Raw genomic sequence first — 24,265 nt, 5'->3', positions numbered from 1 at the left:
GGGACCTGACCGTCAAGCAGCGCAACAAGTTCCTCGCCGAGATGACCGACGAGGTCGGCCGGCTCGTGCTGCGCAACAACTACGCGCAGAACGTCGCCCTGGCCAACGGCGCCGCCCAGGCCCCCAGCCTGCTCCACGCCCAGCAGCGCTTCATGCGCCGCCTGGGCCGTGACGGCCTGCTGGACCGCGCGCTGGAGTTCCTGCCCAACGACCGGCAGATCCGCGAGCTGCTCAACAACGGCAAGGGCCTGACCCAGCCGGAACTGGCCGTCCTGTTCGCCTACACCAAGATCACGGTGGCGGACGAGCTCATCCACACCGAGCTGCCGGACGACCCGTACCTGGACCGCCTGCTGCACGCCTACTTCCCGGGCGCGCTGCTCGCGAAGTTCCCCGAGCAGGTCGACGCACACGCGCTGCGCCGCGAGATCATCACCACGGTGCTGGTCAACGACACCGTCAACAGCGGTGGCTCGACCTTCCTGCACCGTCTGCGCGAGGAGACCGGAGCCTCCCTGGAGGAGATCGTCCGGGCGCAGCTCGCGGCCCGCGAGATCTTCGGCCTGGCCGCCGTGTGGGACGCGGTCGAGGCCCTCGACAACGAGGTCGCCGCCGACGTCCAGACCCGGATCCGGCTGCACTCGCGGCGCCTGGTCGAGCGCGGTACGCGCTGGCTGCTGAACAACCGGCCGCAGCCGCTCCAGATCACCGAGACCATCGAGCTCTTCGCGGAGCGGGTCGAGGGGGTCTGGTCGGACGTGCCGAAGCTGGTGCGCGGCGCGGACCTGGAGTGGTACGAGGCGGTCATGGCCGAGCTGATCGGCGAGGGCGTGCCGGAGGAGCTGGCGGCGAAGGTGGCCGGGTTCTCCTCGGCCTTCCCGACGCTGGACATCGTCGCGATCGCGGACCGTACCGGGGTCGAGCCGCTCGCGGTCGCCGAGGTGTACTACGACCTCGCCGACCGGCTCGACATCACCAAGCTGATGGACCGGATCATCGAGCTGCCGCGGGCCGACCGCTGGCAGTCGATGGCCCGCGCGTCCATCCGCGAGGACCTGTTCTCGGCGCACGCGGCGCTGACCGCGGACGTGCTGGCCGTCGGGAACGGTACGTCGACTCCCGAGGAGCGCTTCAAGGCGTGGGAGGAGAAGAACACGGCGATCATCGGGCGTGCGCGGACGACTCTGGACGAGATCCAGGGGTCGGACGACTTCGATCTGGCGAATCTGTCCGTCGCCATGCGGACCATGCGCTCGCTGCTCCGGGCACACGCTTAGCCCTGACGGGCTGGTGCGGAACGGGCCGGGCCCGGGACCCCTTCTGGGGTTCCGGGCCCGGCCCGTTCGTGGCGTGGTGCGTTGCGGGCGGGTGCGGCGCCGTTGCCGGGGGCCAGCCCCAGGACCCCCGCTCCTCAAACGCCGGAGGGGCTAATTCTTGGCCGACGTGAATTCCTCGTACGCGTCGCAGACCTCGTCCGAGGGGCCGTCCATGCGCAGGACGCCTGATTCGAGCCAGATCGCGCGGTCGCAGGTTTCGCGGACCGTGCCGATGCCGTGGCTGACGAGGAAGACGGTGCCGGCCCGTTCGCGGAGTTCTTCGATGCGGGCCTGGCTACGGCGCTGGAAGGCGGCGTCGCCGGTGGCCAGGGCCTCGTCGATCATCAGGACGTCGTGGTCCTTGGCGGCGGCGATGGAGAAGCGCAGCCGGGCGCCCATGCCGGAGGAGTAGGTGCGCATGGGCAGGGAGATGAAGTCGCCCTTCTCGTTGATGCCGGAGAAGTCGACGATCTCCTGGTAGCGCTCGCGGATCTGCTGCTTGGACATGCCCATGGCCAGGCCGCCGAGGACCACGTTGCGTTCGCCGGTCAGGTCGTTCATCAGGGCGGCGTTCACGCCGAGCAGCGAGGGCTGGCCGTGCGAGAAGATCCGGCCGCGGGCGACCGGCTGGAGGCCGGCGATGGCGGACAGCAGGGTGGACTTGCCCGAGCCGTTGGTGCCGATCAGACCGATGGCCTCGCCCTTGTACGCGGTGAAGCTGACGCCCTTGACGGCGTGCACCTCGCGGATGCCGGGGGCGGGCCCGCGGGAGAAGAGCCGGCTCAGGGCGGCGGTGGCGCCGCCCTTGCCGCCGCCGGCGCCGTGCACCTTGTAGATCACGTGGACGTCGTCCGCGATGACGGTCGGCACACGGGTGTCCGGGACCTGCGGGGCGGGGCTCAGGGTGCGGGTCGGGTATGCGGTTGCGGTGTCAGCCACGGCCGTACTCCTCCTCTGCCTTCCAGAAGAAAACGAACCCGCCGACGCCGACGAGCAGGGACCAGCCGAGCGCGATCAGCCAGACGTGGGGCGGGAGCTGGCCCGCCTTGAACGAGTCGATGAGCGCGAAGCGCATCAGGTCGATGAAGACGGCCGCGGGGTTCAGTTCGAGTGCCGACGTGATCCAGTGCGGGAGGTGGTCGTCCTTGAGCATCTTGTCGATCGACCACATGACGCCCGAGGCGTACATCCAGGTCCGCAGGACGAAGGGCATCAGCTGGCTGATGTCCGGGTGCTTCGCCCCGACCCGCGCCATGATCATGGCGCAGCCCGCGCAGAAGCCGGCCATGAGCAGCAGGACGGGAACGGCCAGCAGCCAGTTCGGGGAGGGGCTCTGGCCGAAGGCGAGCAGCAGGATGAACAGCGCGCCCATGGTGACGAGCAGCTGCTGGAAGAGCTGCACGACGGTGGACAGGGGCAGCGAGGCGCGCGGGAAGTGCAGGGCGCGCACCAGGCCGAGGTTGCCCTGGACGGCGCGGGTGGAGGCGTTGATGGAGCTTCCGATGAAGTCCCAGACGAAGACGCCGGTGATCAGGAACGGCAGGTAGTCCGGCACGCCGCGGCTGGCGTGCATGACGAGGCCGAAGATGAAGTAGTAGACGGCCGCGTTGAGCAGCGGCGTCACCAGGTGCCAGACCTGACCGAGGCTCGCCTCGCTGTACTGGGCGCGCATCCGGGCGGTGGCGTACGCGGTCACGAAGTGGCGCCGGGTCCAGAGCTGGGCGATGTAGCGGGGGAGGGTGGGGCGGGCTCCGCTGAGGGTCAGGTCGTGGGCCGCCGCCAGCTCGGCGATGGGGTCCGGGGCCTTGGCGTTGGCCTTGGCCTTGGCGTCCTTGGTCCGGCCCCGGGGAGGTGCGGGGGCCGGGGCGGGGGCCTGGGGTGGCGCGGTGGTCGCTGTCACGGGGGTCGCTTTCGACGGGGTCTGGGCGTCGGCTGGCGATGGGACGGGTCCGTATCGTCGCTACGGTGAGGTTAGGTCGTCCGACGTCGGAACGCAACCGTATCGTCGTGGCGGGTTATGCTCTGCTTATGACGCCTGAGCCTGCTGCCGCCCCCGCTGCCCCCGCCGCCCGTAGAGCCCCTGCGGGGGCCGCCGTTCTGCGTGAGGACGTGACCGAGGCGATCCGGGCGGCCGTGCTCGAGGAACTGGCCACCGTGGGCTTCGCGCGGATGTCCATCGAGGGCATCGCGCGGCGGGCGGGCGTGGGGAAGACGGCCGTGTACCGCCGGTGGAAGTCGAAGCTGCACCTGGTCCTGGACCTGGTGGGCGCCTTCGCCGTGGACGGCCTGCCCGTGCCGTCGACCGGGTCGCTCTACGGGGACGTACGGGCCCTGCTGGAGGTGATGTCACACGTGCTGCGGCATCCCGTGGCCTCGGCGGTGATCCCTGACCTGCTGGTGGAGGCCGCGCGGAATCCGGAGATCGCGGATGCGGTGCGGGGTGCGCTGCTTGAGGGGCAGCGGCGGATGGCCGAGGGGATCATCTCCGAGGCGGTTTCGCGCGGCGAGCTTCCCGTGGGGGTGGATGCGGGGAGGGCGCTCGATCTGGCGATCGGGCCGCTGTACTGGCGGCAGGTCGTCGTGCGGGACTCCGTCCCGGGGGGATACCTGGACGACCTTGCGCGGTCGGTCGTCGCCGGGCTGACGGCCGGGCCGGCCGCCTGAGGGCTCCGCCGCGCGGGGCGGAGTTCCCCGCAGCACCCTTTGCCGCTGCGCGGGGCGAAGTCCCCTCCCCGCCCTTCGCCCGTTCCCCGGGGCGGAGCCCCGGACCCCCTGGGGCTCCGCCCCGGACCCCGCGCCTCAAACGCCGGCGGGGCTGGATATGGCTACGGCCAGCGGCCCGTGGTGAGGTGGGCCAGGGTGGGTTCCGGGGTGGGTGCGGGGGCCGCGGGGGTGGGGCGGCGGTCTTCCAGGGGGGTGATGGGGGATGCCGGCTGGCTCAGGAAGACGCGGCGGACCACGCGCTCCGCGGCCTGGCCGTCGTCGTGCGTGCAGAACCGGGTCCGGAAGGACGCGCGGAGCTGCGCGGAGCGGGAGCCCTGCCAGTGGCCCGTCGAGAAGATGTCCACCAGCTCGTCCTCGGTGCGGGCGATCGCCCCCGGGGGGAAGGCGCGCAGGTCGAAGTACGTGCCGCGGGAGGCCTCGTACGCCTCCCAGTCGTCCGCGTGGATCACGATCGGGCGGTCCAGGGCCGCGTAGTCGAACATCAGCGACGAGTAGTCCGTCACCAACGCGTCCGAGGCCAGGCAGAGTTCCTCGACCGAGGGGTGGGAGGAGACGTCGAGGAGGCGGGGGTGCGGCTCGGGGGAGGGCGAGCCGGCGTAGGTGTGGTGGGTGCGGTTCAGGATCGTGTAGCGCGGGCCCAGGTCGCGCAGGATGCGGTCGAAGTCCGGGTGGGCCGGGCGGCTGCGCCGGTAGTCGCGGTGGGTCGGCGCGTACAGGATCGCGGTGGAGCCCGGCGGGATGCCGAGGCGTTCGCGCAGTTCCAGGACGTCCGCCTGGGTGGCCCGGTGGAACACGTCGTTGCGGGGGTAGCCGTATTCGAGCGTGGTGTAGGAGGACGGGACCGCCTTCTCCCAGACGAGGGTGGAGTGGCGGTTCGAGGAGAGCAGGTAGTCCCACTGGTCCGCGCCGCGCAGCAGGCCCGCGAAGTCCGTGGTGGGGGTGGCCGCCGGGCGGTCCTGGAGGTCGAGGCCGACCCGCTTGAGCGGGGTGCCGTGCTGTGTCTGGACCAGGATCTGGCCGGGGCGCTTGACCAGCGCACGGTCGAAGTTGACGTTGGTGACGAGGTAGGTCGCGCGGGCCAGGGCCGTCCAGTACGCCGCCGAGCCCGGCCGGAGCGGGGTGGTGCCGCGGGGCAGGGTCGAGGCGTGCGCGGGATCGCAGATCCAGGCCGTCCGCATGCGCGGGGCGAGTTCGCGCAGCTTGGCCTCGATGGCCGCCGGGTTGCAGGCGTAACCGCCGTGCCAGTACGCGGAGAAGACCGCCAGCTCCGGGCGGAGCGGGAGCAGCCGCTGGGCGCGGTAGTGCAGGCGCAGGGCCGTTTCGCGCAGGCCCCGGCCCAGGGTGAGCCCGGCGCGGCCCGCGGTGAGCGAGGCCGAGCGGAGCAGGGAGAGGATGCGGTACCCGCGCCTGGTGCCCAGCCGCATCAGGAGGTGGCGGGTGCGGTCCGTCCGGCTCAGGGACAGCGGCCGGGGGCCCGGCACCCGGTAGCGGCGCAGCAGGGCCGAGGCCCGGGCGAAGAACTCGGCCCGGGCGGCGTGCGGGAGCCGGCGCGGGTCCGCGTACAGGGCGCAGAAGTGCTCGGCCATCCGCCGGTGCACGGCGGGCCGCCAGCGCTCCAGTTCGGGGCGGGTGGCGAGGTAGCCGAAGACGCGGTCGTACTGGTCGAAGACGTCCAGGTGGCGGCGGGTGGACGTGGTCAGGATCGAGCCCGTGCGGCGCTGGCGGTAGTGCACGCAGACCCGGTCGAGGACGGCGACCGACTCGGCCGCCAGCAGGGCCGGGTAGGTCCAGGGGGTGTCCTCGTAGAAGCCGGGCGGGAAGGAGAGGCCCTCGCGCTCCACGTACTCGCGGCGGTAGGCCTTGTTCCACACCACCATCAGCATGCCGAGGAGGGCGGGGCGGTCGGCGAGGCGGAAGCTGGCCGGACCCTCCTCGGAGAGGCGGTGGGACTGGCTGTTGCGGACCAGCTCGCCGGTCCAGTAGGTGCGCGCGTAGTCGTAGACGAGGACGTCCGGGGAGCCGGTGGCCTTCAGCCGGTCGGTGATGGCCTGCAGGGCGCCGGGGGCGAGGGTGTCGTCGCCGTCGAGGAAGAGCACGTAGTCGCCGGTGGCGCGGGACAGGCCCGCGTTGCGGGCCGGTCCCAGGCCGAGGTTGTGCGCCAGGTGCACGGCGGTGACCCGGGGGTCGCGGGCCGCGTGGTCGTCGATGATCGAGCCGCAGGCGTCCGGGGAGGCGTCGTCGACCACGATCAGTTCGAGATCCGGATACGACTGGGTCAGGACCGAGTCCAGACTCTCCTGGAGGTACGCCTGGACCTTGTACGCGGGCACGATGACGCTGAACCGGGGCACGGCACATCCAGGGGTCGGCGCGGGCATATGGCCCAGGAACCCCCGGCGTGGTGATCGGGTTACGCAGGGTGCGGCATTCGGGTTACGGAGCGTCAACCCGGCACGTCAACACCATGATCAGAGGCTGATTCCTTGATCGCCCGCCCCGTCCCCCGCACGGGCGGCCAGCGGTCGGCTACTTGATCGCTCCCGCCATCACCCCCGAGACGAACTGCCGCTGGAAGGCGAAGAACACGACGAGCGGCACCACCATCGACAGGAAGGCGCCGGGCGCCAGCACGTCGATGTTGTTCCCGAACTGCCGTACCTGCTGCTGGAGGGCGACCGTGACGGGCGGGTGCGCCGAGTCCGCGAAGACCAGGGCGACCAGCATGTCGTTCCACACCCACAGGAACTGGAAGATGCCGAGCGAGGCGATCGCCGGACCGCCCAGCGGCAGCACCACCCGGGCGAACAGCCGCAGTTCGCCCGCCCCGTCGAGACGGGCCGCCTCCAGCAGCTCGCGCGGGATCTCCGCGAAGAAGTTGCGCAGCAGGAACACCGCGAACGGCAGCCCGAAGGCGGTGTGGAAGAGGACCACGCCCGCCGTGGTCTCGAACAGGCCGATGGAGCCGAAGAGTTCGGAGACCGGGATCAGCGCCACCTGGACGGGGACGACGAGCAGCGCGACCACGAGCAGGAACAGCCAGTCGCGGCCGGGGAACTCCAGCCAGGCGAAGGCGTATCCGGCGAACGATCCCAGCGCCAGGACGAGCAGGGTCGCCGGGACGGCGATGGCCGCCGTGTCGAGGAGCGAGCCCGTGACGGTCTCGTTGGAAAGCAGCCGCTCGTAGTTGTCGGCCGTCAGCCGGGAGGGCGCCGTCAGCGCCTGCCACCAGCCGCCGTCGTTCAGCGCGGTGGGGGAGAGGAAGGAGGAGACCAGCAGCCCGAGCGTGGGCAGCAGCCAGAACAGGCCCGCGAGGACCAGGAAGACGCGCAGCGCCCCGCCGGCCGCCCGGCCGGCGAGCGAGCGCACGGCGGACACCGGGGCGGGAGGTGAGGCGGGGGACGGAGCGCGGGACGGGGTACGGGGCTGCGTGCGCGGCGGTGTGCTCATCGGCGGGCCTCCCGGCGCATCCGGCGGATGTTGTAGGCCATGACCGGAGCCACCAGCACCAGCAGCAGCACCGCGATGGCGCTGCCCAGCCCCGGATCGGCGTCCGTGCCGAAGGAGGTCCGGTACAGCTGGAGCGCCAGGACGTTGGCGTCGTCCTGCACCGCGCCGGGCGCGATCACGAAGACCAGGTCGAAGACCTTCATGACGTTGATGACGAGGGTCACCAGCACGACGGCCAGGACGGGCGCCAGCAGCGGCACCGTGATCCGCCGCAGCACCTGCCACTCGCTCGCCCCGTCCACCCGCGCCGCCTCCAGCAGCTCGCGCGGTACGGCGGCCAGCCCGGCCCCGATCAGCACCATCGCGAACCCGGCCCACATCCACACGTAAGCCCCGATCACCGCCGGGGTCACCAGGGTCGGGCCGAGCCACTCGACGCCCGCGTACGCCTCCCGGAAGTTCGAGGCGGGCAGCCGCAGCAGGGCGCCGTCGGCCGCGCCGGACAGGGTGAAGGTGCCGTCGGCCCGGGTCCGCGCCGAGTCGACCACGCGGCCGTCCTTGACCGCCTCGACCCGCAGCCCCGACAGGGCGGACTCGGTGGGGTCGACGGTGTTCGTCGTACCGCCCCCGCCCCGGGTGAAGTCCTGCCAGGCGGTGCCGGTGACCTTGCCGGGCCCGGGGGCGGCCGCCTTCGCCGTGGCGGTGCCCCCGGGCAGGGCCTCCGGGGCGATCCCGACCAGCGGGAGGAGGGCCGGCACGCCCGCCCGTACCGGATCGCGGGTCACGTACGCGCCCCCGTCCGCCGGGACCAGCGGAGAGTCCCGGCCGGGGCGCGCCTTGGGGAAGGCGGAGGACTCGGCGAAGGTGTCGTGGACGCCGACCCAGACGGCGTTGGCCACGCCCCGGTCGGGGTCGGCGTCGTAGACGAGCCGGAAGATGATGCCCGCCGCGAGCATCGAGATGGCCATCGGCATGAAGACGATCAGCTTGAAGGCCGTTCCCCAGCGCACCCGTTCGGTCAGCACGGCGAAGAGCAGACCGAGCGCGGTGGCGGTGACCGGGGCCAGCACCACCCAGATCGCCGTGTTGCCCAGCGCGGTGCGGATCGTGTCGTCGCGCAGGATCTCCCCGTAGTTCCCGGCGCCCACGAACTCCTCGCCGGAGCGGTCGAAGAAGCTGCGGTAGAGCGAGTAGCCGATGGGGTGTACGACGAGCGCGCCGAGCAGGACGAGGGAGGGCAGGAGGAACGCCGCGGCGGTCAGCCGGCGGCGCCGTATCTCCGTGCGCTTGGGGGAGCGGGGGCCGGTGGCGGGGTGCGCCGCCGGGGTGGGGGTGGGGGAGGCGACCGGGGTGGGGGCGGGGGAGGCCACGGGATCAGTTCCCGTAGGCCTTGGCCGCGTCCGCCTCCAGCCTCGCCTGCGTCCCCGCCACGTCGGCCGGGTTCGCCAGGAAGTCCTGGAGCGCCTTCCACTCGCCCGCGCCCGGGGTCCCGCCGAAGGCCGCCGGAGCCTGGTCCGACATGTCGAAGCGGAAGTTGTCGCCCGCCGCGATCAGGGCCTCGGCGATGCCGCGCTGGATGTCGTTCGGGTACGCGGCCGGTTCGAGGGACTTGTTCGGGGAGAGGAAGCCGCCCTCACGGGCATGGATCCGCGCGGAGTCCACCGAGGCCAGGAACGTCAGCAGTGCCTGAGCGCCCTTCGAGGCCTTCAGCGCGACCGCCACGTCCCCGCCCGAGACCACCGGGGCCTTGGCGCCGACCGCCGGGAAGGGGAAGACCAGCGCGTCCGTGCCCACCTTCGCCTCGGTCTGCGCGATGTTCACCGCCACGAAGTCGCCCTCGTAGACCATCGCGGCCGCCGGCCGGTCCCCGCCGGTGAAGGTCTGCGTCACCGACTTCGGGAACTCGGTCGCCAGCGCCCCGCTCTGGCCGCCCGCCAGGAAGTCCTTGCGGCCGAACAGCTCGGCGAGCGAGGTCAGCGCCTGCTTCACGCTGTCGTCCGTCCACTTGATCTCGTGCTTCGCCAGCTGGTCGTACTTCTCCGGGCCCGCCTGCGAGAGGTAGACGTTCTCGAACCAGTCGGTCAGGGTCCAGCCGTCGGCCCCGGCCACCGAAACCGCCGGGGTGCCCGAAGCGGACAGGGTGTCGGCCGCGGTGAGCAGCTCCTTCCAGGTCGCCGGGGGCTTGACCCCAGCCGCCTCGAAGGCCTTCGCGTTGTACCAGATCAGCGACTTGTTGGCGGCCTTGTAGTACACGCCGTACTGGGTCCCGTCGACCGCGCCCAGCGTCTTCCAGCCGTTCGAGTAGTTCTTGTCGAGCTGGGCCTGCGCTTCCGCGCCGACCGGCTGCGCCCACTTGTTCTTCACCGCCGAGACCAGCGCCCCGACCTGCGGGAGCAGTGCCACGTCCGGCGGGGCCCCGCCCGCGATCTTCGAGCCGAGGAAGGTGACGATGGGGTCCTGGGCCGGGACGAAGGTGACCGTGGCGCCCGTGCGCTGCTCGAACTCCTTCAGGACCTTGACGAAGTTCGCCTGCTCGGCGCCCGTCCAGACGGCGGCGACCTCCAGCTTCTCCCCGTCGAGACGGGGTAAGGCGACGGTCGGCGCGCCCGAGGTGTCGGGGCCGTCCTTGCCCTTCGCCGGCTCCTTGCCGTCACTGCCGCCGCACGCGCTGAGCGCGAGCGCGCCCACCACGGCCAGGGCGGCCCACGTGTGACGCGTGTGACGCGTGTGAAGAGATGTCGTGCGACGACGAAGAGATGTCGTGCGGCTCGATCCGTGCTGGCGCATGGCGGTGCCCCCGATGCCTCGCTGGCGATGGTGTGTCCCGTGCCACAAGGTCTACGCCGCCCCGCCCACCCCCGCAATACCGCCTCTCGGCGTACGGGGGTGGGCGCGGGGCCGCCGGGCCGTGCCGGCCGGGGGCCGTCTCAGGGGGCCGGGGGGAACAGCACCGGGACCGCCGACACCAGGTGCGAGGCCCGGTCCAGGGCGCTGGCCAGCAGCGCCAGGTCGGTCGGGCCGTTGCCCAGCTCGCGGACCGGGCGCCGGGCCGGCGGATCGCCCATCCGCTCCCACTCCACCGGCACCACCGTCGGCCGCAGCGTCGCCGTCCGGGGGATCCGGCCGGTGACCCGGCCGCCCTGGAAGGGGACGGTGCGCCCGTCGGCGTACCGGAGCACGCCCCGGCCGGGACCCGGCTGGTCGGGGGCGTCGAGCTCCACGCGCAGGGTCGCGACCCGGGCCAGCTCGGTGTCGGCCGTCCGGTCCGGGCGGGCACTGGTGGCCACCAGGTGCACCCCGAGCCGGGCACCCTCGCGGGCCACCGCCTCCAGCGCGCGGACCACCGAACCGGCGGCGGGCCGGCCCGTGCTGCCCAGACCCGGCGCGACCAGCGCGTCGAAGTCGTCCACGAGCACGACCAGACGGGGCAGCGGGCTGGGCCCGGCCGCCGGATCGGTACGCGTGGCCGAGGTGCGCAGCCGCAGGGTCCCGGAACGCTGGGGTTCCAGATCGCCGCGCAGCTCGCCGGGGGTGGGCTGGCGGGGGGAGACCATCCGGTCGGAGACCTCGCGCACGGCGTGCCACTCGGAGAACGGCACCCCGTCCAGGAGCTCGGCCCGCCGCTTCAGCTCGGCCCCCAGCGCCTGCGCGAACTCCCGCATCCGCAGCGGGTCCGAGGCGATCAGGTGCGCCGAGACGTGCGGCAGCTCCGTACAGGGCAGCAGGCCGTCGCCGCGCTCGCCGCCGGCCCCGTCGAGCAGGACCAGGCCGAGCCGGTCGGGCCGGGCGGCCGCCGACAGGGAGGCCGCCACCGAGCGCAGCAGTTCCGTACGGCCGCTGCCGGCGGGCCCCTCGATCAGCACGTGCGGCCCGTCGGTGACCAGTTCGGCGCCCACCGGCCCGCGCCGGCCGGTGCCGAGGACTATCTCCGCGAGCCCGCCGACGCGCTGCCCCTGGTCGGTGGAGGCGGCCCAACGGGCCATCAGGGAAGCCGGGGTGGCCCGGGCCAGCCCCAACTCGTCCAGCAGCCGGGCGGTCTGGGGCAGCTGGGCGGCGGCGGGACGGTAACCGCCCTCCGTGACCGGGGAGTCGGCCTTCAGCGGGGCCAGGGCGCGGGCGAACCGCTCCGCCCAGGCCGCCGACACGGCGTCCGCCGTGGCCGTACCGCCGGACGCGGCCGGTGCGCCGCCCGAGACCGTGAAGGTCCGTACGGTCGTGGCCACATCACCGCTCAGCAGGGCGGCGGTCCCGCAGTCCCGGAAGGCGGGGGCGGCCGCGCAGGCCGCCTCGTAGGTCTCGGTGACGGGCGAGGCGGGCGTCGCGGCCGGCGCCTCGGCCAGGGCCAGCACGTGGATCCCGGCGGCCGGACCGTGCGAGGTCAGCCGGGCGGTGATGTCCCGCAGCGCCCCGGGACCGGGATCCCCGTCGAGCACCAGGAGGGTGTACGGGCCCCGGTAGGCGTACGAGGCCTCGCGCACCGCGTCCGGGCCGGCCGTGGCCCAGTGGGTGCCGAGCGGGCCGTCGTCGAGCCGCCGGGTCAGCTCCCCGGTGCGGGCGGCCGCCTGATCGCGGTCGTACGCGAGCAGCAGCCGGCAGTCCTGCCCGTGCGCGGGGCGTACGTGGGGCAGCCAGCCGAGCCAGCCCCAGTCGCGGCGGCGTTCGGCGAGCGGGCGGGCCCGGTCGGTGGAGATCAGCACGATCTCCAGCCGCTGGCCGGGGGCGTGCAGGGCCGCCAGCCGGGCGATGACGGAGCGGGCCACACCGGTCAGCCGGGCCCGGGGCCCGGCGATGCCGAGCGCGCCGGTCTCGCGCAGCGCGACCTCGCTGCCCGCGCCGAGCGTGACGTCGAGCCCGGCGGGCCCGGCCCACAGCCGCGGGGCCGGCCCGAGGGCGGTCAGCAGCAGGGTCGCGGGATCGTCGGAGCCGGGCCGCGCGGCGACGGCGGCCGCCACCTCGGCGACGACCTCCACCTCCACGGCGTCCGCCCCGCGCACCCACTTCCGCGCCCAGGCCCCGATCCCGCGACGCGCTCCGCGGCGGGACTCGGACCCGGTCCCGTTCCCGGGGGCCGCCTCGGGCTCCTCCCAGCCGCCCGCACCGTGATGCTCGACCCCGGTCCGCGGAGCCGATCCCGGGCCGTCGTACCCGTACGGGCCGACACCTCCGGCGGCCTGGGGTCCTTGGGCGGCCCCGCGGTGGGGCCCGGCGGCTCCGGCCGGGTGCTCCGGGCCGGGGTAGGGGCTTGCGGCGCCGGCCGGGTGTTCCGCTCCGGCGTAGGGGCCTGCGGCTCCGCCCGGGTGTTCGGCTCCGGCGTACTGGCCTGCGGCTCCGGCCGGGTGTTCCGCTCCGGGGTACGAGCCTGCGGCTCCGCCCCGGTGTTCCGCTCCGGGGTACGGGCCCGCGGCGCCGGCCTGGTGGGGTGCTGCGGCGTGCCGGCCGGGGGCCGCGCCGGGGTGGGCCGGTTCCCCGTACGGGGAGGAACCGCCATCGGGGTGCGCTGCTCCGCCGTACCGGCGGGCCTCTGCGGCCGGGTGCGGTGCTCCGGCGTACGGGTCGTGCGGGCCTGCGGCTCCGGCCTGGTGGGGCGCTGCGCCGTACGGTCCGGCGCCGGGCCGGTCGGGGCGCGACTGGTGTCCCGTGCCCGGGGCGCCGGACGCGGGCCGGGCGATCCGGCCGGCGCCGCCGTCCTGGCGGGCCTCGCCGTACGGCCAGGGGTCCGCGGCGGCGGAGCCGGGGGCGGCCGGGCCGCCTCCGGTGCGGTGTTCGGCGCCCCGGGCGGCGGGAACCGATCCGGTGCTGCCGTCCCGGTGCGCCGCGGGCGCGCCCGGGGTTCCGTACCCGGGCCGTACGGGGTCGGGGGCGGAGCCCCCGTTTCGGGAAGGGGCGGGGTGGGGGATCTGCCCCTGCACGCCCCGGCCCCCCGCGTCGGGGTACGCGCCCCCGGCCCGGGCTCCGCCGGAGGTGCCGCCGTCGGGGTGCGACCCGGCCGCGCTGCCGGACGTACCGTCGGCCCAGGCTCCGCCGGAGGAGTGCGACCCGGCCGCGGTGCCGGACGTACCGCCGGCCCAGGCTCCGCCGGAGCCGACCCCGTCAGGGTGTGACCCGGCCGCGCTGCCCGGCGTAGGGCCGGTCCGGGCTCCGCTCGGGGCGCCGCCTCCGGGCCGCGACCCCGCCGCGTTGCCGGACGTACCGCCGGCCCAGGCCCCGCCGTCGGGGTGTGACCCGGACCCGGTGCCCGGCGTAGGCCCGGCCCAGGCTCCGCCGGAGCCGCCGTCAGGCTGCGCGTCGGCCGAGCCGCCCGGGGTAGCGCCGGTTCCGGCATCGGGGTGGCCCGGGAGGGAGACGGAGAGGTGGCCCTCCAGGTCGGGGGTGAGGGGGAGGGGGGTGAGGGCCGGGCCCACGGCCAGGCGGAGCGTGGACTCGCCGACGCGCAGCAGCGCACCCGGCGCGAGCGCCACCCGCTCCGCGCCGACCACCGCTCCGTCGAGGGTCGTCCCGTTCGTCGACCCGAGGTCGGCCACCGCCACCCGCCCGTCGGGGAGCACCGTCACGGTGCAGTGCAGGCGGGACACGTCCGGATCGTCCAGCGGGACGTCCGCGTCGGCCGAGCGCCCGATCCGGATCGCCCCCGGGTGCAGCAGGTGCACCCCGCCCGCGTCCGGCCCGGCCACGACGTGCAGCTGCGGCCCGTCGCCGAGGGCGGTCGCGGCCGTGGTCCCGTCCGTGCGGACGTCGGGGCCGGGCACGTTCAGCGACAGCACCGCCCCGTCCACGAGCGGCGGCTCGCCGAGCGCGCAGCGCGCGGGGTCCAGGCGCTCCGTACCGGCGTACAGCACGACCGTGCCTCCGGTGTCGGGTCCGCCGACGGTTGCCGCGAGCCCGGAGGCCACCGCGGAGAGCGCGGTGCCGGCGGGTGCGGTGACGAGCACGTCACAGCTCGCCGGTGCGCCTCCTCCGCCGGTACCCCCGCCCGTGGCGGTCGTGGTGGCGGTCTGGTGGCCGCTGCGCGACCCCGACCCAAGGACGGTCAGCCGGATCTGCATCGCCGTCAGCGGTCCCTTCTGCGCGGTGCGCGGTGTGTGCGCCCGGCAGGGACCTGCGGGACGGATCACCCGTGCCGTTCGCACGTGGTGCCCGCCCGTCCGCCCCCACCCGGCACGGACGCGTCGTCCGGTCAGGTCTGCCCGGAAGGCGGGGCTCCCGTCCCGGCCGTTCCGTACGGGTGCATCCTCGCACCTGTCGTCTTCGACACGCCCGCCACCCACCCGCAAGTGATCTTGATCGGTCGTAGACCGGCACCGGACCTGCAAGCGGGCCGATCGGATATCGACAGGATGGCCGGGAAAATCGCCCCCGGCATAGGCCGCAAACATCACCCTTCGTGCATATGTGCGGCAACCAACCTCCCTCACCCCGCGTCTTCCTTCGGGACAAGCCCTAGAGTGGGCCGGAAAACCATTTCGCAGATCAGGCCTGGATCACGCGCGGATCATGCGCGGATCGCTCGCCGGAATCGACGACAGCAGGGAGCGCGCGACGTGCGGCCAGTCGGCAGCAAGTACCTGCTCGAGGAGCCGCTCGGGCGCGGCGCCACGGGCACCGTCTGGCGCGCCCGCCAGCGTGAGGCGGCCGGTGCGGAGGCGGCGGTCGCCGGTCACCCCGGCGAGACCGTGGCCATCAAGGTCCTCAAGGAGGAGCTGGCCCAGGACCCGGACATCGTCATGCGCTTCCTGCGCGAGCGCTCGGTCCTGCTGCGTCTGACCCACCCCAACATCGTCCGCACCCGCGACCTCGTCGTCGAGGGCGATCTCCTCGCCCTGGTCATGGACCTCATCGACGGTCCGGACCTGCACAAGTACCTCCGCGAGAACGGTCCCTTCTCCCCGGTCGCCGCGAGCCTGCTCACCGCCCAGATCGCGGACGCGCTCGCCGCCAGCCACGCCGACGGCGTGGTCCACCGCGACCTGAAGCCCGCCAACGTCCTGGTCGACGAGCGCGACGGCCAGATGAAGCCGATGCTCACCGACTTCGGCATCGCGCGCCTGGCGGACTCCCCGGGCCTGACGCGCACGCACGAGTTCGTCGGCACCCCGGCCTACGTCGCCCCCGAGTCCGCCGAGGGCCGCCCGCAGACCTCCGCCGTCGACATCTACGGCGCCGGCATCCTGCTCTACGAGCTGCTCACCGGCCGGCCGCCCTTCGCGGGCGGCACCGCGCTGGAGGTCCTGCACCGCCACCTCAGCGAGGAGCCGCAGCGCCCGCCGAACGTGCCCGAGCCGCTGTGGACGGTCATCGAGCGCTGCATGCGCAAGGAGCCCTACGAGCGCCCGAGCGCGGAGACCCTGGCCCGCGGCCTGCGCGTGGTCGCCTCCGGCATCGGCGTGCACTCCACGGCCGCCCAGGTCGAGGCCGCCCTCGGCGTCGGCGCGCTCCTCGCGCCCGACCCCTCGCCCGCGCCGGTCCCCGAGACCCCGGGCGCCGCGGACCCGACGCAGATGCTGCCCGGCCGGGCCGCCTCCCCGATGGGGGCCTACGACCCCAACGCCATGACCAGCGTGATGCCGCCGGTCGGCGCGGCCGACGCCACCTCGGTGCTCCCGAGCACCGGTGCGCCCGGCGCCGACCCGACCTCCGTGATGCCGCCCGTGCAGCGGCCGGACCAGCCGCACCCGTGGCAGTCGCAGATGCAGGCGGCCCGCGACCGCAACGAGCAGACGCAGATGCAGTACCTGGACCCGAGCGAGGACCCGCTGCGCCGCCGGCCGCAGCGCCAGGGCCCGCCGCCGCAGCAGCAGTACCAGCAGCCGCAGCGGCCCCAGCAGCCTCCGCAGGCGCAGCGACCGCAGCAGCCTCAGCAGCAGCAGCCGTACCGGCAGGCCCCGCCGCCGCAGCAGTACCAGCAGCCTCAGCAGTACCAGCAGCAGCAGTACGCGCCGCCGCCCCCGCCGCAGCACTATCAGCCGCAGCAGCAGCACCCCCAGCAGTACCAGCAGCCCCAGCAGCAGCCTCAGTACCGCCAGCCCCAGCAGCCTCAGCAGCAGCCCCCGCAGGGTCCGCCGCCGGGCCGTCAGCCGGAGCGGCGGGAGCCCCGCGAGCCGCGGCGCAGCGCGAACCCGGTGAAGATCCCGGGGCTGGGCTGCCTCAAGGGCTGCCTGGTGATGATCCTGGTGTTCTTCGTCGCGGGCTGGCTGGTCTGGGAGTTGACCCCGCTCCAGGAGTGGGTCGGCACCGGCCGCGGCTGGTGGGACCAGGTGTGGACCTGGGGTTCGGACGCCGTGGACTGGGTCACCGCGATCGGCGACGCCACGGGCGGTACGGGCTCCTGAGTCCTTCCGTCCCGACGGGGCCCGCTGTACCGGCACATTCCACGCGAACGGGGCCTAGCGTCGGTGACTTCGTGGATTTGTCGACTTCCGGGACGTGATTTCGCCCGCAGAAGTGAAGGTCGCCGCGATCCGTGGACTCCAACACCCACCCGGCCGCGTAGCTTTGGTGCGTACGCCAGCCGCTGAGGGAGCAGTTGTGGCACGGAAGATCGGCAGCCGGTACACCGCGCACCAGATCCTGGGACGCGGCAGCGCGGGCACGGTGTGGCTGGGCGAGGGGCCTGACGGCCCCGTCGCCGTCAAACTGCTGCGCGAGGACCTCGCGTCCGACCAGGAACTCGTCGGACGGTTCGTCCAGGAGCGCAGCGCGCTCCTGGGCCTGGAGCACCCGCACGTCGTCTGCGTCCGCGACCTCGTCGTGGACGGCAACGACCTCGCCCTCGTCATGGACCTCGTCCGCGGTACGGACCTGCGCACGCGCCTCGACCGCGAGCGGCGGCTCGCCCCCGAGGCGGCCGTCGCCATCGTCGCGGACGTCGCCGACGCGCTGGCCGCGGCGCACGCGGCCGGGGTCGTGCACCGCGACGTGAAGCCGGAGAACGTCCTGCTCGACATGCAGGGCCCGCTCGGCCCGGGCGGCGCGCATCCCGCGCTGCTCACCGACTTCGGCGTGGCCAAGCTCATCGACTCGCCGCGGCGGGCCACCGGCGGCCGGACCTCGGCCCCCACCACGCGGATCATCGGCACGCCCGACTACCTGGCACCGGAGATCGTGGAGGGGCTGCCGCCGCGCGCGGCCGTGGACATCTACGCCCTGGCCACCGTGCTGTACGAACTGCTCGCCGGTTTCACGCCGTTCGGCGGCGGGCACCCCGGGGCGGTGCTGCGGCGCCACGTGACGGAAACCGTCGTCCCGCTGCCCGGCATCCCCGACGAGCTCTGGCAGCTGATGGTCCAGTGCCTCGCCAAGGCCCCCGCCTCGCGGCTGCGGGCCTCGGAACTCTCCCTGCGGCTGCGGGACCTGCTGCCGCTGCTGGTGGGGATGCCGCCGCTGGACGTGGACGAGCCGGACGAGCCGGAGCAGCCGGAGTTCACCGAACCGGAGGCGGCCGCCGATCCGGTGCGGCGGCGGGGCGTGGTGCCGCTGGTGCCCGGCTCCTCCACGGACTCCAACCGCGACACCCACACCTCGATGCGGGTGCCGGGGCCGGACGAGCTGGCGGGCGGGGCCCTGGGCACGGCCCGGGTGCCGCGCCCCGCCGGGGGGCACCGGCCGGGCTCCGCGCGGCACCGGGCGGAGACCGTCCGCAAGCGGCGGCTCGCGCTGTCGGCTGCGGCCGTCGCCCTGGCCGCGGCGGTCGGCGTCGGCAGCTGGCTGGCCGTCTCCTCCGACTCGGCGCCGCCCCAGGACAACAAGCAGTCGGGCTCGACGGCCCCGTAGCGGGGAGGGTGGCCGTGGCCCTGCGGGGCCGGCCCCGCAGGGCGCCCGGGCCGGGCTACGCGCCGGGGACCAGTTCCGGGTGCCAGCGCCGCGCCACCGCGGGGTGGGCGCGGACCCAGCCCTTCAGCTCGTTGCGGCCGTACTCCGCGTGCAGCGGGTTCGACGCGTCGTGCGCTATCCCCGGCGCCGCGCCGAGGTAGTCGCCCGGGACCGTCTCGATGACGGCGTCCAGGCGCGGGTTGTAGAAGAACGGCACCGAGAACCGCTCCACACCCCCCGCCGGGCTCACCACCCGGTGGTCCGTCGCCGTCAGGTACCCCTCCGTGGCGATCTCCAGCAGCTCGCCCAGGTTGACCACGAACGCCCCCGGCAGCGGCGGCACGTCCAGGAAGGCCCCGTCCCGGACCACCTGGAGCCCGCCCACCGCGTCCTGGAGGAGCAGGGTGAGGAAGCCGTAGTCCTTGTGGGCCCCGACCCCCTGGTCGGTGCCCGTCGGGGCGGCTCCGGGGTAGCGGATCAGCTTCGTGTGCAGGTGGGGCCGGTCCGCGAAGGCCGCGTCGAAGAAGTCCGCCGGTGCGCCGATCGAGGCGAGCAGCTCCTGGAGCAGCCGGTGGGCCACCGCCGCCAGCCGGGACTGCCACTCCAGCACCGCGTCCCGCAGTTCCGGAAGCGCCGCGGGCCACTGGTTCGGGCCCTCCAGCCACAGGTACGCCGGGTCGTCCGGTCCCAGGTCCCGCGCCGCCCGCTCCGCGCCCACGTCGAGCTGGTCGCGCCAGTCGGAGGCGCCGCCGGTCAGCTCGTGCCCGATGCGGGTGTACCCCCGGAAGTGCGGGGAGTTCAGATTGCTCACGGCCAGCCGGTCCGCCTCCGGCAGGGCGAAGAAAGCCCTGGTCAGATCCAGGATGCGGGCGGTTTCGGCGGCAGTGACCCCATGCCCCGTGAGGTGCAGGAAACCGCTGTCCCGGGCGGCCGCGTGCAGTTCCTTGCGGAAGGAATCGCGCAGCGCCGGATCATCGGCCTGGGAGAGGTCCAGGACCGGGAGCAAGGGGTCCTCGGGCGCCGCGGAGGAGGCAGAAGAGGGAGAAGAAGGGGAAGGGTGCGCGGACGGCATGACGGCTCCGTTTCGGATGTCACGGGGTCCTGTCCCCAGGGGTGGCGGGGGCCGCGGCTGGGGAGGGCCGCCGGCAGGGTTGGCGCCGGGACCGCGAGGCCGCGTACAGGACCAAGTCGGATCGGGGTGGATCAGGCTTGGGGATGGTCCGGCGGCAGACAGCTCGTCGTCGTGACACGCATGTGGTCCACATGGCGGCGCTTGACGAGGAAGACGGTCATATCGTGAGCGTACGCCCGTACGACCCGTCATTAGTACGGGGGATTCGGCCTGGCCGGAGAGCGTCCCCCGGGGACCGGCTACGCTGGACCCGTGGCAGTCGTCGATGTTTCCGAAGAGCTGAAGTCCCTCTCCTCGACCATGGGGTCGATCGAGGCCGTCCTGGACCTCGACAAGCTGAGGGCCGATATCGCCGTGCTCGAGGAGCAGGCCGCCGCGCCGTCCCTGTGGGACGACCCGGAGGCCGCCCAGAAGATCACGAGCAAGCTTTCGCACCTCCAGGCGGAGGTCCGCAAGACCGAGAACCTGCGCGGGCGCATCGACGACCTCGCGGTGCTGTTCGACCTCGCCCAGGAGATGGACGACGCGGACACCCTCGCCGAGGCGGAGGTCGAGCTGGTCTCCGTGCGCAAGGCGCTGGATGAGATGGAGGTCCGCACCCTGCTCTCCGGCGAGTACGCCGAGCGCGAGGCGCTGGTCAACATCCGGGCCGAGGCCGGCGGCGTGGACGCCTCCGACTTCGCCGAGCGCCTGCAGCGCATGTACCTGCGCTGGGCCGAGCGGCACGGCTACCCGACCGAGATCTACGAGACCTCCTACGCGGAAGAGGCCGGCATCAAGTCGACCACCTTCGTGGTCAAGGCCCCGTACGCCTACGGCACCCTCTCCGTCGAGCAGGGCACCCACCGCCTCGTCCGGATCTCGCCCTTCGACAACCAGGGCCGCCGCCAGACCTCCTTCGCGGGCGTCGAGGTGCTGCCGGTCGTCGAGTCCAGCGACCACGTCGAGATCGACGAGGGCGAACTGCGCGTGGACGTGTACCGCGCCTCGGGCCCCGGCGGCCAGGGCGTCAACACGACCGACTCCGCGGTGCGCATCACGCACCTGCCGACCGGCATCGTGGTCTCGTGCCAGAACGAGCGCTCGCAGATCCAGAACAAGGCCAGCGCGATGAACGTCCTCCAGGCCAAGCTGCTCGAGCGGCGCCGCCAGGAGGAGAAGGACAGGATGGACGCCCTCAAGGACGGCGGAAGCTCCTGGGGCAACCAGATGCGGTCCTACGTCCTGCACCCGTACCAGATGGTCAAGGACCTCCGGACGGAGTTCGAGGTCGGCAACCCGCAGGCGGTGCTCGACGGCGAGATCGACGGCTTCCTGGAGGCCGGCATCCGCTGGCGCAAGCAGCAGGAGCAGACCGCGTAACCAGCGCGCTCGGAACAGCTCGGAACAGCAGGAAGGGCCCGGACGCCGTAGAGGTGTCCGGGCCCTTCCGTTCTTGCGTCTTCGTGCGTCTTCTTGCGTCTGATCGGGACGTGGCGGCTGAGGAACTACGCCGTCTGCTGAGCCACCAGTGCCAGCGCGGCCACCAGGATCACCAGCAGCGCGATGAGCGCCACCGGGTTGAGACCACCGGAGAAGGGGCCCTCCTGCTGGAGGCGCTCCCGGTTCGCCCGGCACACGCGGCAGCGGCCCTGGCTGACGGGTCCGGCGCAGTTCGCGCACACGAGCCGGTCATATGTCATGCGCTCCTCCTCTCGTCCCCTCGGTTACAACGGTCGCGGGAACGGGTCCGTTCCCCCTCCCACTGTGCCAGCTTCGATGACATTCGGCGCGGCCCCTCCGGGCAATCGCGGTCGTGCACCTCACGGACCAGGGGATATATCGGGCAACTCCGGACGCCGGGTCCACACCTCGCGCCTGTTCGCGTATGGTCACGGACACCTACTCCCGGCGACCGTGGTGCACCCGTGATCCGATTCGACAACGTCTCCAAGTCCTACCCGAAGCAGAGCCGCCCCGCACTCAGAGATGTCTCCCTGGACATCGCGAAGGGCGAGTTCGTCTTCCTGGTCGGCTCCTCCGGCTCCGGCAAGTCCACCTTCATGCGGCTCATCCTGCGCGAGGAGCGGGCGAGCCACGGCCAGGTGCACGTCCTGGGCAAGGACCTCGCCAAGCTCTCCAACTGGAAGGTTCCGCAGATGCGGCGCCAGCTGGGGACCGTCTTCCAGGACTTCCGCCTGCTGCCCAACAAGTCGGTGGCCGACAACGTGGCCTTCGCCCAGGAGGTCATCGGCAGACCGCGCGGCGAGATCAAGAAGGCCGTTCCCCAGGTCCTGGAACTCGTCGGCCTCGGCGGCAAAGAGGACCGGATGCCCGGCGAGCTCTCCGGTGGTGAGCAGCAGCGCGTGGCCATCGCCCGTGCCTTCGTCAACCGGCCGGCCCTGCTGATCGCGGACGAGCCCACCGGCAACCTGGACCCCCAGACCTCCGTCGGCATCATGAAGCTGCTGGACCGGATCAACCGGACCGGCACCACCGTGATCATGGCGACCCACGACCAGCAGATCGTCGACCAGATGCGCAAGCGCGTCATCGAACTCGAGCAGGGCCGTCTCGTCCGCGACCAGTCGCGCGGCGTCTACGGCTACCAGCACTGAAAGGCTCCTGAGACGCGATGCGCGCCCAGTTCGTCATGTCGGAGATCGGGGTCGGTCTCCGCCGCAATCTGACCATGACCTTCGCGGTCATCATCTCCGTGTCCCTGTCGCTGGCCCTGTTCGGCGGCTCCCTGCTCATGCGCGACCAGGTGAGCAAGATGAAGGGGTACTGGTACGACAAGGTCAACGTCTCCATCTACCTCTGCAACAAGAGCGACGCCGAGGCGACCAACGGGGCCTCCTGCTCCAAGGGCGCGGTGACCCCGGAGCAGAAGCAGGCCCTGGAGAAGGAACTCAAGGGGATGGACCTCGTCGAGGCCGTCACCTACGAGTCCTCCGACGAGGCCTTCAAGCACTACAAGGAGCAGTTCGGGCACACCGCCCTGGCCGCGTCCATCACCCCGGACCAGATGCCCGAATCCTTCCGGGTGAAGCTCAAGCAGCCGGAGAAGTACAAGGTCATCACGACCTCCTTCTCCGGACGCGACGGGGTCCAGTCGGTGGAGGACCAGCGCACCGTGCTGGACAACCTCTTCAGACTCCTCGGCTACCTCAACTGGGCCGCCCTCGGCATCATGCTGATCATGCTGATCGTGGCCCTGCTGCTGATCGTCAACACGGTGCGCGTCTCGGCCTTCAGCCGGCGGCGCGAAACCGGGATCATGCGCCTGGTGGGAGCCTCCAGCTTCTACATCCAGGTGCCGTTCATCATGGAGGCGGCCTTCGCCGGCCTGATCGGCGCGCTGTTCGCCTGCGGCATGCTCGGTGCGGGCCAGTACTTCGTGATCGACCACGGTGCCGCGCTGCGCGACAAGATGGAGCTCATCAACTTCATCGGCTGGGACTCGGTCCTGACCAAGCTGCCGCTCGTCCTCGTCATCGGCGTGCTGATGCCCTCACTGGCGGCCTTCATCGCGTTGCGCAAGTACCTGAAGGTGTGACGAGCGCCCCGCGAGCGGTACGGCCAACCACCCGTACCGGCGCGGGCCTTGTCCTAGACTCGGCGCCATGCCGGGACTGCCCGCCCTCTGTCTCCGGCCCCGCGACGTGCGTCGCGGGGCCGTTTTGACGTTGGTCTTCCTCGCCGCCGTGGGTGCCGGAGCCTGCACCGGGAGCTGGGACCACGCCGCCCCGGGGCAATCCCCGGGCCCCGCCGCCCTGATGGCGGCCACGGAGCCCGCAGCGGCCCCGCCGGGGCCGCGCGCACCGGCACGGGCGCCCCGCGAGGCGGCCACCGCCGACCGGGACGCGGTGGCCCGGGCGGCCGCCGAAGCCGTCGCCGAGGGCAAGTCCGCCAAGTCGGCGGCCCAGGACGTGGTCAGCCGCAGCGGGGACCGCTGGGCCGCGGTGTACGACCAGGGCGAGTACGAGGCCTTCGCCGACGACCTGGCCGGCCAGTGGACGGGCGTCGGCCTGTGGGCCGGGCGGCAGCGCGACGGCCGCATCGAGATCGACCGGGTCCAGCCCGGCAGCCCCGCGGCGCGGGCCGGGATGCGCGCCGGGGACCGGCTGCTCAGCATCGACGGGCAGGGCGTGACCGGGCTCGGGGTGGCCGAGGTGGTGTCCCTGCTGCGCGGCGAGGCGGGCACCCCCGTGCAGCTGAAGCTGACCCGCGGCGGGACCGACCTCACGCAGACCGTGCGGCGCGAGAAGCTGCGCAGCGAGCCCGTGACGGTACGGGAGCTGCCCGGCGGGATCACGGTCATCAAGGTCGCCTCCTTCACCAAGGGTTCCGGCGACCGGGTCCGCTCCGCCGTCCGCGCCGCCCCGGCCGGCGGTGGGGTCATGCTCGACCTGCGCGGCAACACCGGCGGCCTGGTCACCGAGGCCGTGACGGCCGCCTCCGCCTTCCTGGACGGCGGGCTGGTGGCGACGTACGACGTGCGCGGTGCGCAGCGCGCCCTCTACGCGGCCCCGGGCGGCGATACGGCCCGCCCGCTGGTGGCACTGATCGACGGCGGCACGATGAGCGCGGCCGAGCTGGTCACCGGAGCCCTCCAGGACCGCGGCCGCGCGGTGGCGGTCGGCACCCGCAGCTTCGGCAAGGGCTCGGTGCAGATGCCGACGGAGCTGCCGGACGGATCGGTGGCGGAGCTGACGGTCGGGACGTACCGCACTCCGGCGGGCCGCAGCCTGGACGGCGCGGGCATCACCCCGGACCTGGCGGCGGCGGACCGGGTCGAGGAACGGGCCCGCACGGTATTGAGTGGCATCGGGGTGGGTCCGTAGTGCGAAAATGACCG

17 protein-coding genes are annotated in these 24,265 nt (G+C 73.3%); 8 read left to right on the top strand and 9 right to left on the bottom strand.

The window, feature by feature from the left end:
- Nucleotides 1–1,277 (top strand): NAD-glutamate dehydrogenase domain-containing protein (locus ACFWNV_RS25820; RefSeq protein WP_383951493.1); only part of this gene is annotated, 1,277 nt, incomplete at its 5' end.
- 150 nt (nt 1,278–1,427) lie between these two features.
- On the opposite strand, the gene ACFWNV_RS25815 is transcribed toward ACFWNV_RS25820, so the two are convergent.
- On the bottom strand, nt 1,428–2,219 hold the full coding sequence (locus ACFWNV_RS25815; RefSeq protein ID WP_383951499.1) for an ABC transporter ATP-binding protein: 792 nt from the start codon (nt 2,217–2,219) through the stop codon (nt 1,428–1,430).
- A gap of 28 nt (nt 2,220–2,247) precedes the next feature.
- Entirely contained in the window at nt 2,248–3,216 is a 969-nt protein-coding gene (locus ACFWNV_RS25810) for an ABC transporter permease (RefSeq protein WP_383951490.1), read from the bottom strand.
- Between the two features lie 128 nt (nt 3,217–3,344).
- Here ACFWNV_RS25810 and ACFWNV_RS25805 point away from each other — a divergent pair, with 128 nt between their 5' ends.
- The gene (locus ACFWNV_RS25805) at nt 3,345–3,980 is read left to right on the top strand and encodes a TetR/AcrR family transcriptional regulator (protein ID WP_383951488.1); all 636 of its coding nucleotides are present in this window, start codon (nt 3,345–3,347) and stop codon (nt 3,978–3,980) included.
- A gap of 161 nt (nt 3,981–4,141) precedes the next feature.
- Here the strand turns inward: ACFWNV_RS25805 and ACFWNV_RS25800 are convergent, their stop codons facing one another.
- The 5 genes from ACFWNV_RS25800 to ACFWNV_RS25780 all read right to left on the bottom strand — a co-directional run bounded on the left by ACFWNV_RS25800 (nt 4,142) and on the right by ACFWNV_RS25780 (nt 14,530).
- Nucleotides 4,142–6,391 carry a CDP-glycerol glycerophosphotransferase family protein gene (locus tag ACFWNV_RS25800; RefSeq protein ID WP_383951485.1) on the bottom strand — a complete coding sequence of 750 codons (2,250 nt, stop codon included), beginning with the start codon at nt 6,389–6,391 and terminating at the stop codon, nt 4,142–4,144.
- Nucleotides 6,392–6,566: 175 nt separating this feature from the next.
- Nucleotides 6,567–7,487: a carbohydrate ABC transporter permease gene (locus ACFWNV_RS25795; RefSeq protein ID WP_383951482.1), complete on the bottom strand. Its 921-nt coding sequence runs from the start codon at nt 7,485–7,487 to the stop codon at nt 6,567–6,569.
- Nucleotides 7,484–8,857, bottom strand: coding sequence for a carbohydrate ABC transporter permease (locus tag ACFWNV_RS25790; RefSeq protein ID WP_383951479.1), 1,374 nt, complete (start codon nt 8,855–8,857; stop codon nt 7,484–7,486). Before ACFWNV_RS25790 ends, ACFWNV_RS25795 begins: the two co-directional genes overlap by 4 nt.
- Before the next feature lie 4 nt (nt 8,858–8,861).
- Nucleotides 8,862–10,274 carry an ABC transporter substrate-binding protein gene (locus ACFWNV_RS25785; protein WP_383951476.1) on the bottom strand — a complete coding sequence of 471 codons (1,413 nt, stop codon included), beginning with the start codon at nt 10,272–10,274 and terminating at the stop codon, nt 8,862–8,864.
- Nucleotides 10,275–10,414: 140 nt separating this feature from the next.
- Nucleotides 10,415–14,530: an FHA domain-containing protein gene (locus ACFWNV_RS25780; protein ID WP_383951473.1), complete on the bottom strand. Its 4,116-nt coding sequence runs from the start codon at nt 14,528–14,530 to the stop codon at nt 10,415–10,417.
- Nucleotides 14,531–15,025: 495 nt separating this feature from the next.
- On the opposite strand from ACFWNV_RS25780, the gene ACFWNV_RS25775 reads away from it, so the two are divergent.
- Together ACFWNV_RS25775 and ACFWNV_RS25770 are read left to right on the top strand one after the other, a co-directional pair.
- On the top strand, nt 15,026–16,813 hold the full coding sequence (locus ACFWNV_RS25775) for a protein kinase (RefSeq protein ID WP_383951470.1): 1,788 nt from the start codon (nt 15,026–15,028) through the stop codon (nt 16,811–16,813).
- 196 nt (nt 16,814–17,009) lie between these two features.
- Nucleotides 17,010–18,254, top strand: a complete 1,245-nt coding sequence (locus tag ACFWNV_RS25770) for a serine/threonine-protein kinase (RefSeq protein ID WP_383951467.1) — start codon at nt 17,010–17,012, stop codon at nt 18,252–18,254.
- 55 nt (nt 18,255–18,309) lie between these two features.
- Here ACFWNV_RS25770 and ACFWNV_RS25765 read toward each other — a convergent pair whose 3' ends face one another.
- Complete coding sequence (locus ACFWNV_RS25765; RefSeq protein WP_383951465.1) at nt 18,310–19,365, bottom strand: isopenicillin N synthase family dioxygenase; 1,056 nt, start codon at nt 19,363–19,365, stop codon at nt 18,310–18,312.
- Nucleotides 19,366–19,677: 312 nt separating this feature from the next.
- Here ACFWNV_RS25765 and prfB point away from each other — a divergent pair, with 312 nt between their 5' ends.
- Nucleotides 19,678–20,787, top strand: a complete 1,110-nt coding sequence (prfB, locus tag ACFWNV_RS25760; RefSeq protein ID WP_383951462.1) for a peptide chain release factor 2 — start codon at nt 19,678–19,680, stop codon at nt 20,785–20,787.
- Nucleotides 20,788–20,912: 125 nt separating this feature from the next.
- On the opposite strand, the gene ACFWNV_RS25755 is transcribed toward prfB, so the two are convergent.
- The gene (locus ACFWNV_RS25755) at nt 20,913–21,107 is read right to left on the bottom strand and encodes a hypothetical protein (RefSeq protein WP_214953924.1); all 195 of its coding nucleotides are present in this window, start codon (nt 21,105–21,107) and stop codon (nt 20,913–20,915) included.
- 225 nt (nt 21,108–21,332) lie between these two features.
- Between ACFWNV_RS25755 and ftsE the strand changes: the two genes are divergently transcribed.
- The 3 genes from ftsE to ACFWNV_RS25740 all read left to right on the top strand — a co-directional run bounded on the left by ftsE (nt 21,333) and on the right by ACFWNV_RS25740 (nt 24,251).
- Nucleotides 21,333–22,022, top strand: coding sequence for a cell division ATP-binding protein FtsE (ftsE, locus tag ACFWNV_RS25750; RefSeq protein ID WP_243337359.1), 690 nt, complete (start codon nt 21,333–21,335; stop codon nt 22,020–22,022).
- A gap of 17 nt (nt 22,023–22,039) precedes the next feature.
- Entirely contained in the window at nt 22,040–22,963 is a 924-nt protein-coding gene (gene ftsX, locus ACFWNV_RS25745) for a permease-like cell division protein FtsX (RefSeq protein ID WP_383951457.1), read from the top strand.
- A 67-nt stretch (nt 22,964–23,030) separates the two neighbouring features.
- Nucleotides 23,031–24,251, top strand: coding sequence for a S41 family peptidase (locus ACFWNV_RS25740; protein ID WP_383951454.1), 1,221 nt, complete (start codon nt 23,031–23,033; stop codon nt 24,249–24,251).
- Nucleotides 24,252–24,265: the final 14 nt, after the last annotated feature.

This window comes from Streptomyces sp. NPDC058401 (genome assembly GCF_042722885.1).
Classification (GTDB): domain Bacteria; phylum Actinomycetota; class Actinomycetes; order Streptomycetales; family Streptomycetaceae; genus Streptomyces.
Note: the sequence above shows the minus strand (reverse complement) of the source record. Positions and strands in the feature narration are given on the sequence as shown.

Coding starts and splice junctions, on each gene's coding strand:
- ACFWNV_RS25805 (WP_383951488.1), top strand. CDS start 3,345: ATGACGCCTGAGCCTGCTGCCGCCCCCGCTGCCCCCGCCGCCCGTAGA.
- ACFWNV_RS25795 (WP_383951482.1), bottom strand. CDS start 7,487: ATGAGCACACCGCCGCGCACGCAGCCCCGTACCCCGTCCCGCGCTCCG.
- ACFWNV_RS25785 (WP_383951476.1), bottom strand. CDS start 10,274: ATGCGCCAGCACGGATCGAGCCGCACGACATCTCTTCGTCGTCGCACG.
- ACFWNV_RS25780 (WP_383951473.1), bottom strand. CDS start 14,530: ATGCAGATCCGGCTGACCGTCCTTGGGTCGGGGTCGCGCAGCGGCCAC.
- ACFWNV_RS25765 (WP_383951465.1), bottom strand. CDS start 19,365: ATGCCGTCCGCGCACCCTTCCCCTTCTTCTCCCTCTTCTGCCTCCTCC.
- ACFWNV_RS25755 (WP_214953924.1), bottom strand. CDS start 21,107: ATGACATATGACCGGCTCGTGTGCGCGAACTGCGCCGGACCCGTCAGC.
- ftsX (WP_383951457.1), top strand. CDS start 22,040: ATGCGCGCCCAGTTCGTCATGTCGGAGATCGGGGTCGGTCTCCGCCGC.
- ACFWNV_RS25740 (WP_383951454.1), top strand. CDS start 23,031: ATGCCGGGACTGCCCGCCCTCTGTCTCCGGCCCCGCGACGTGCGTCGC.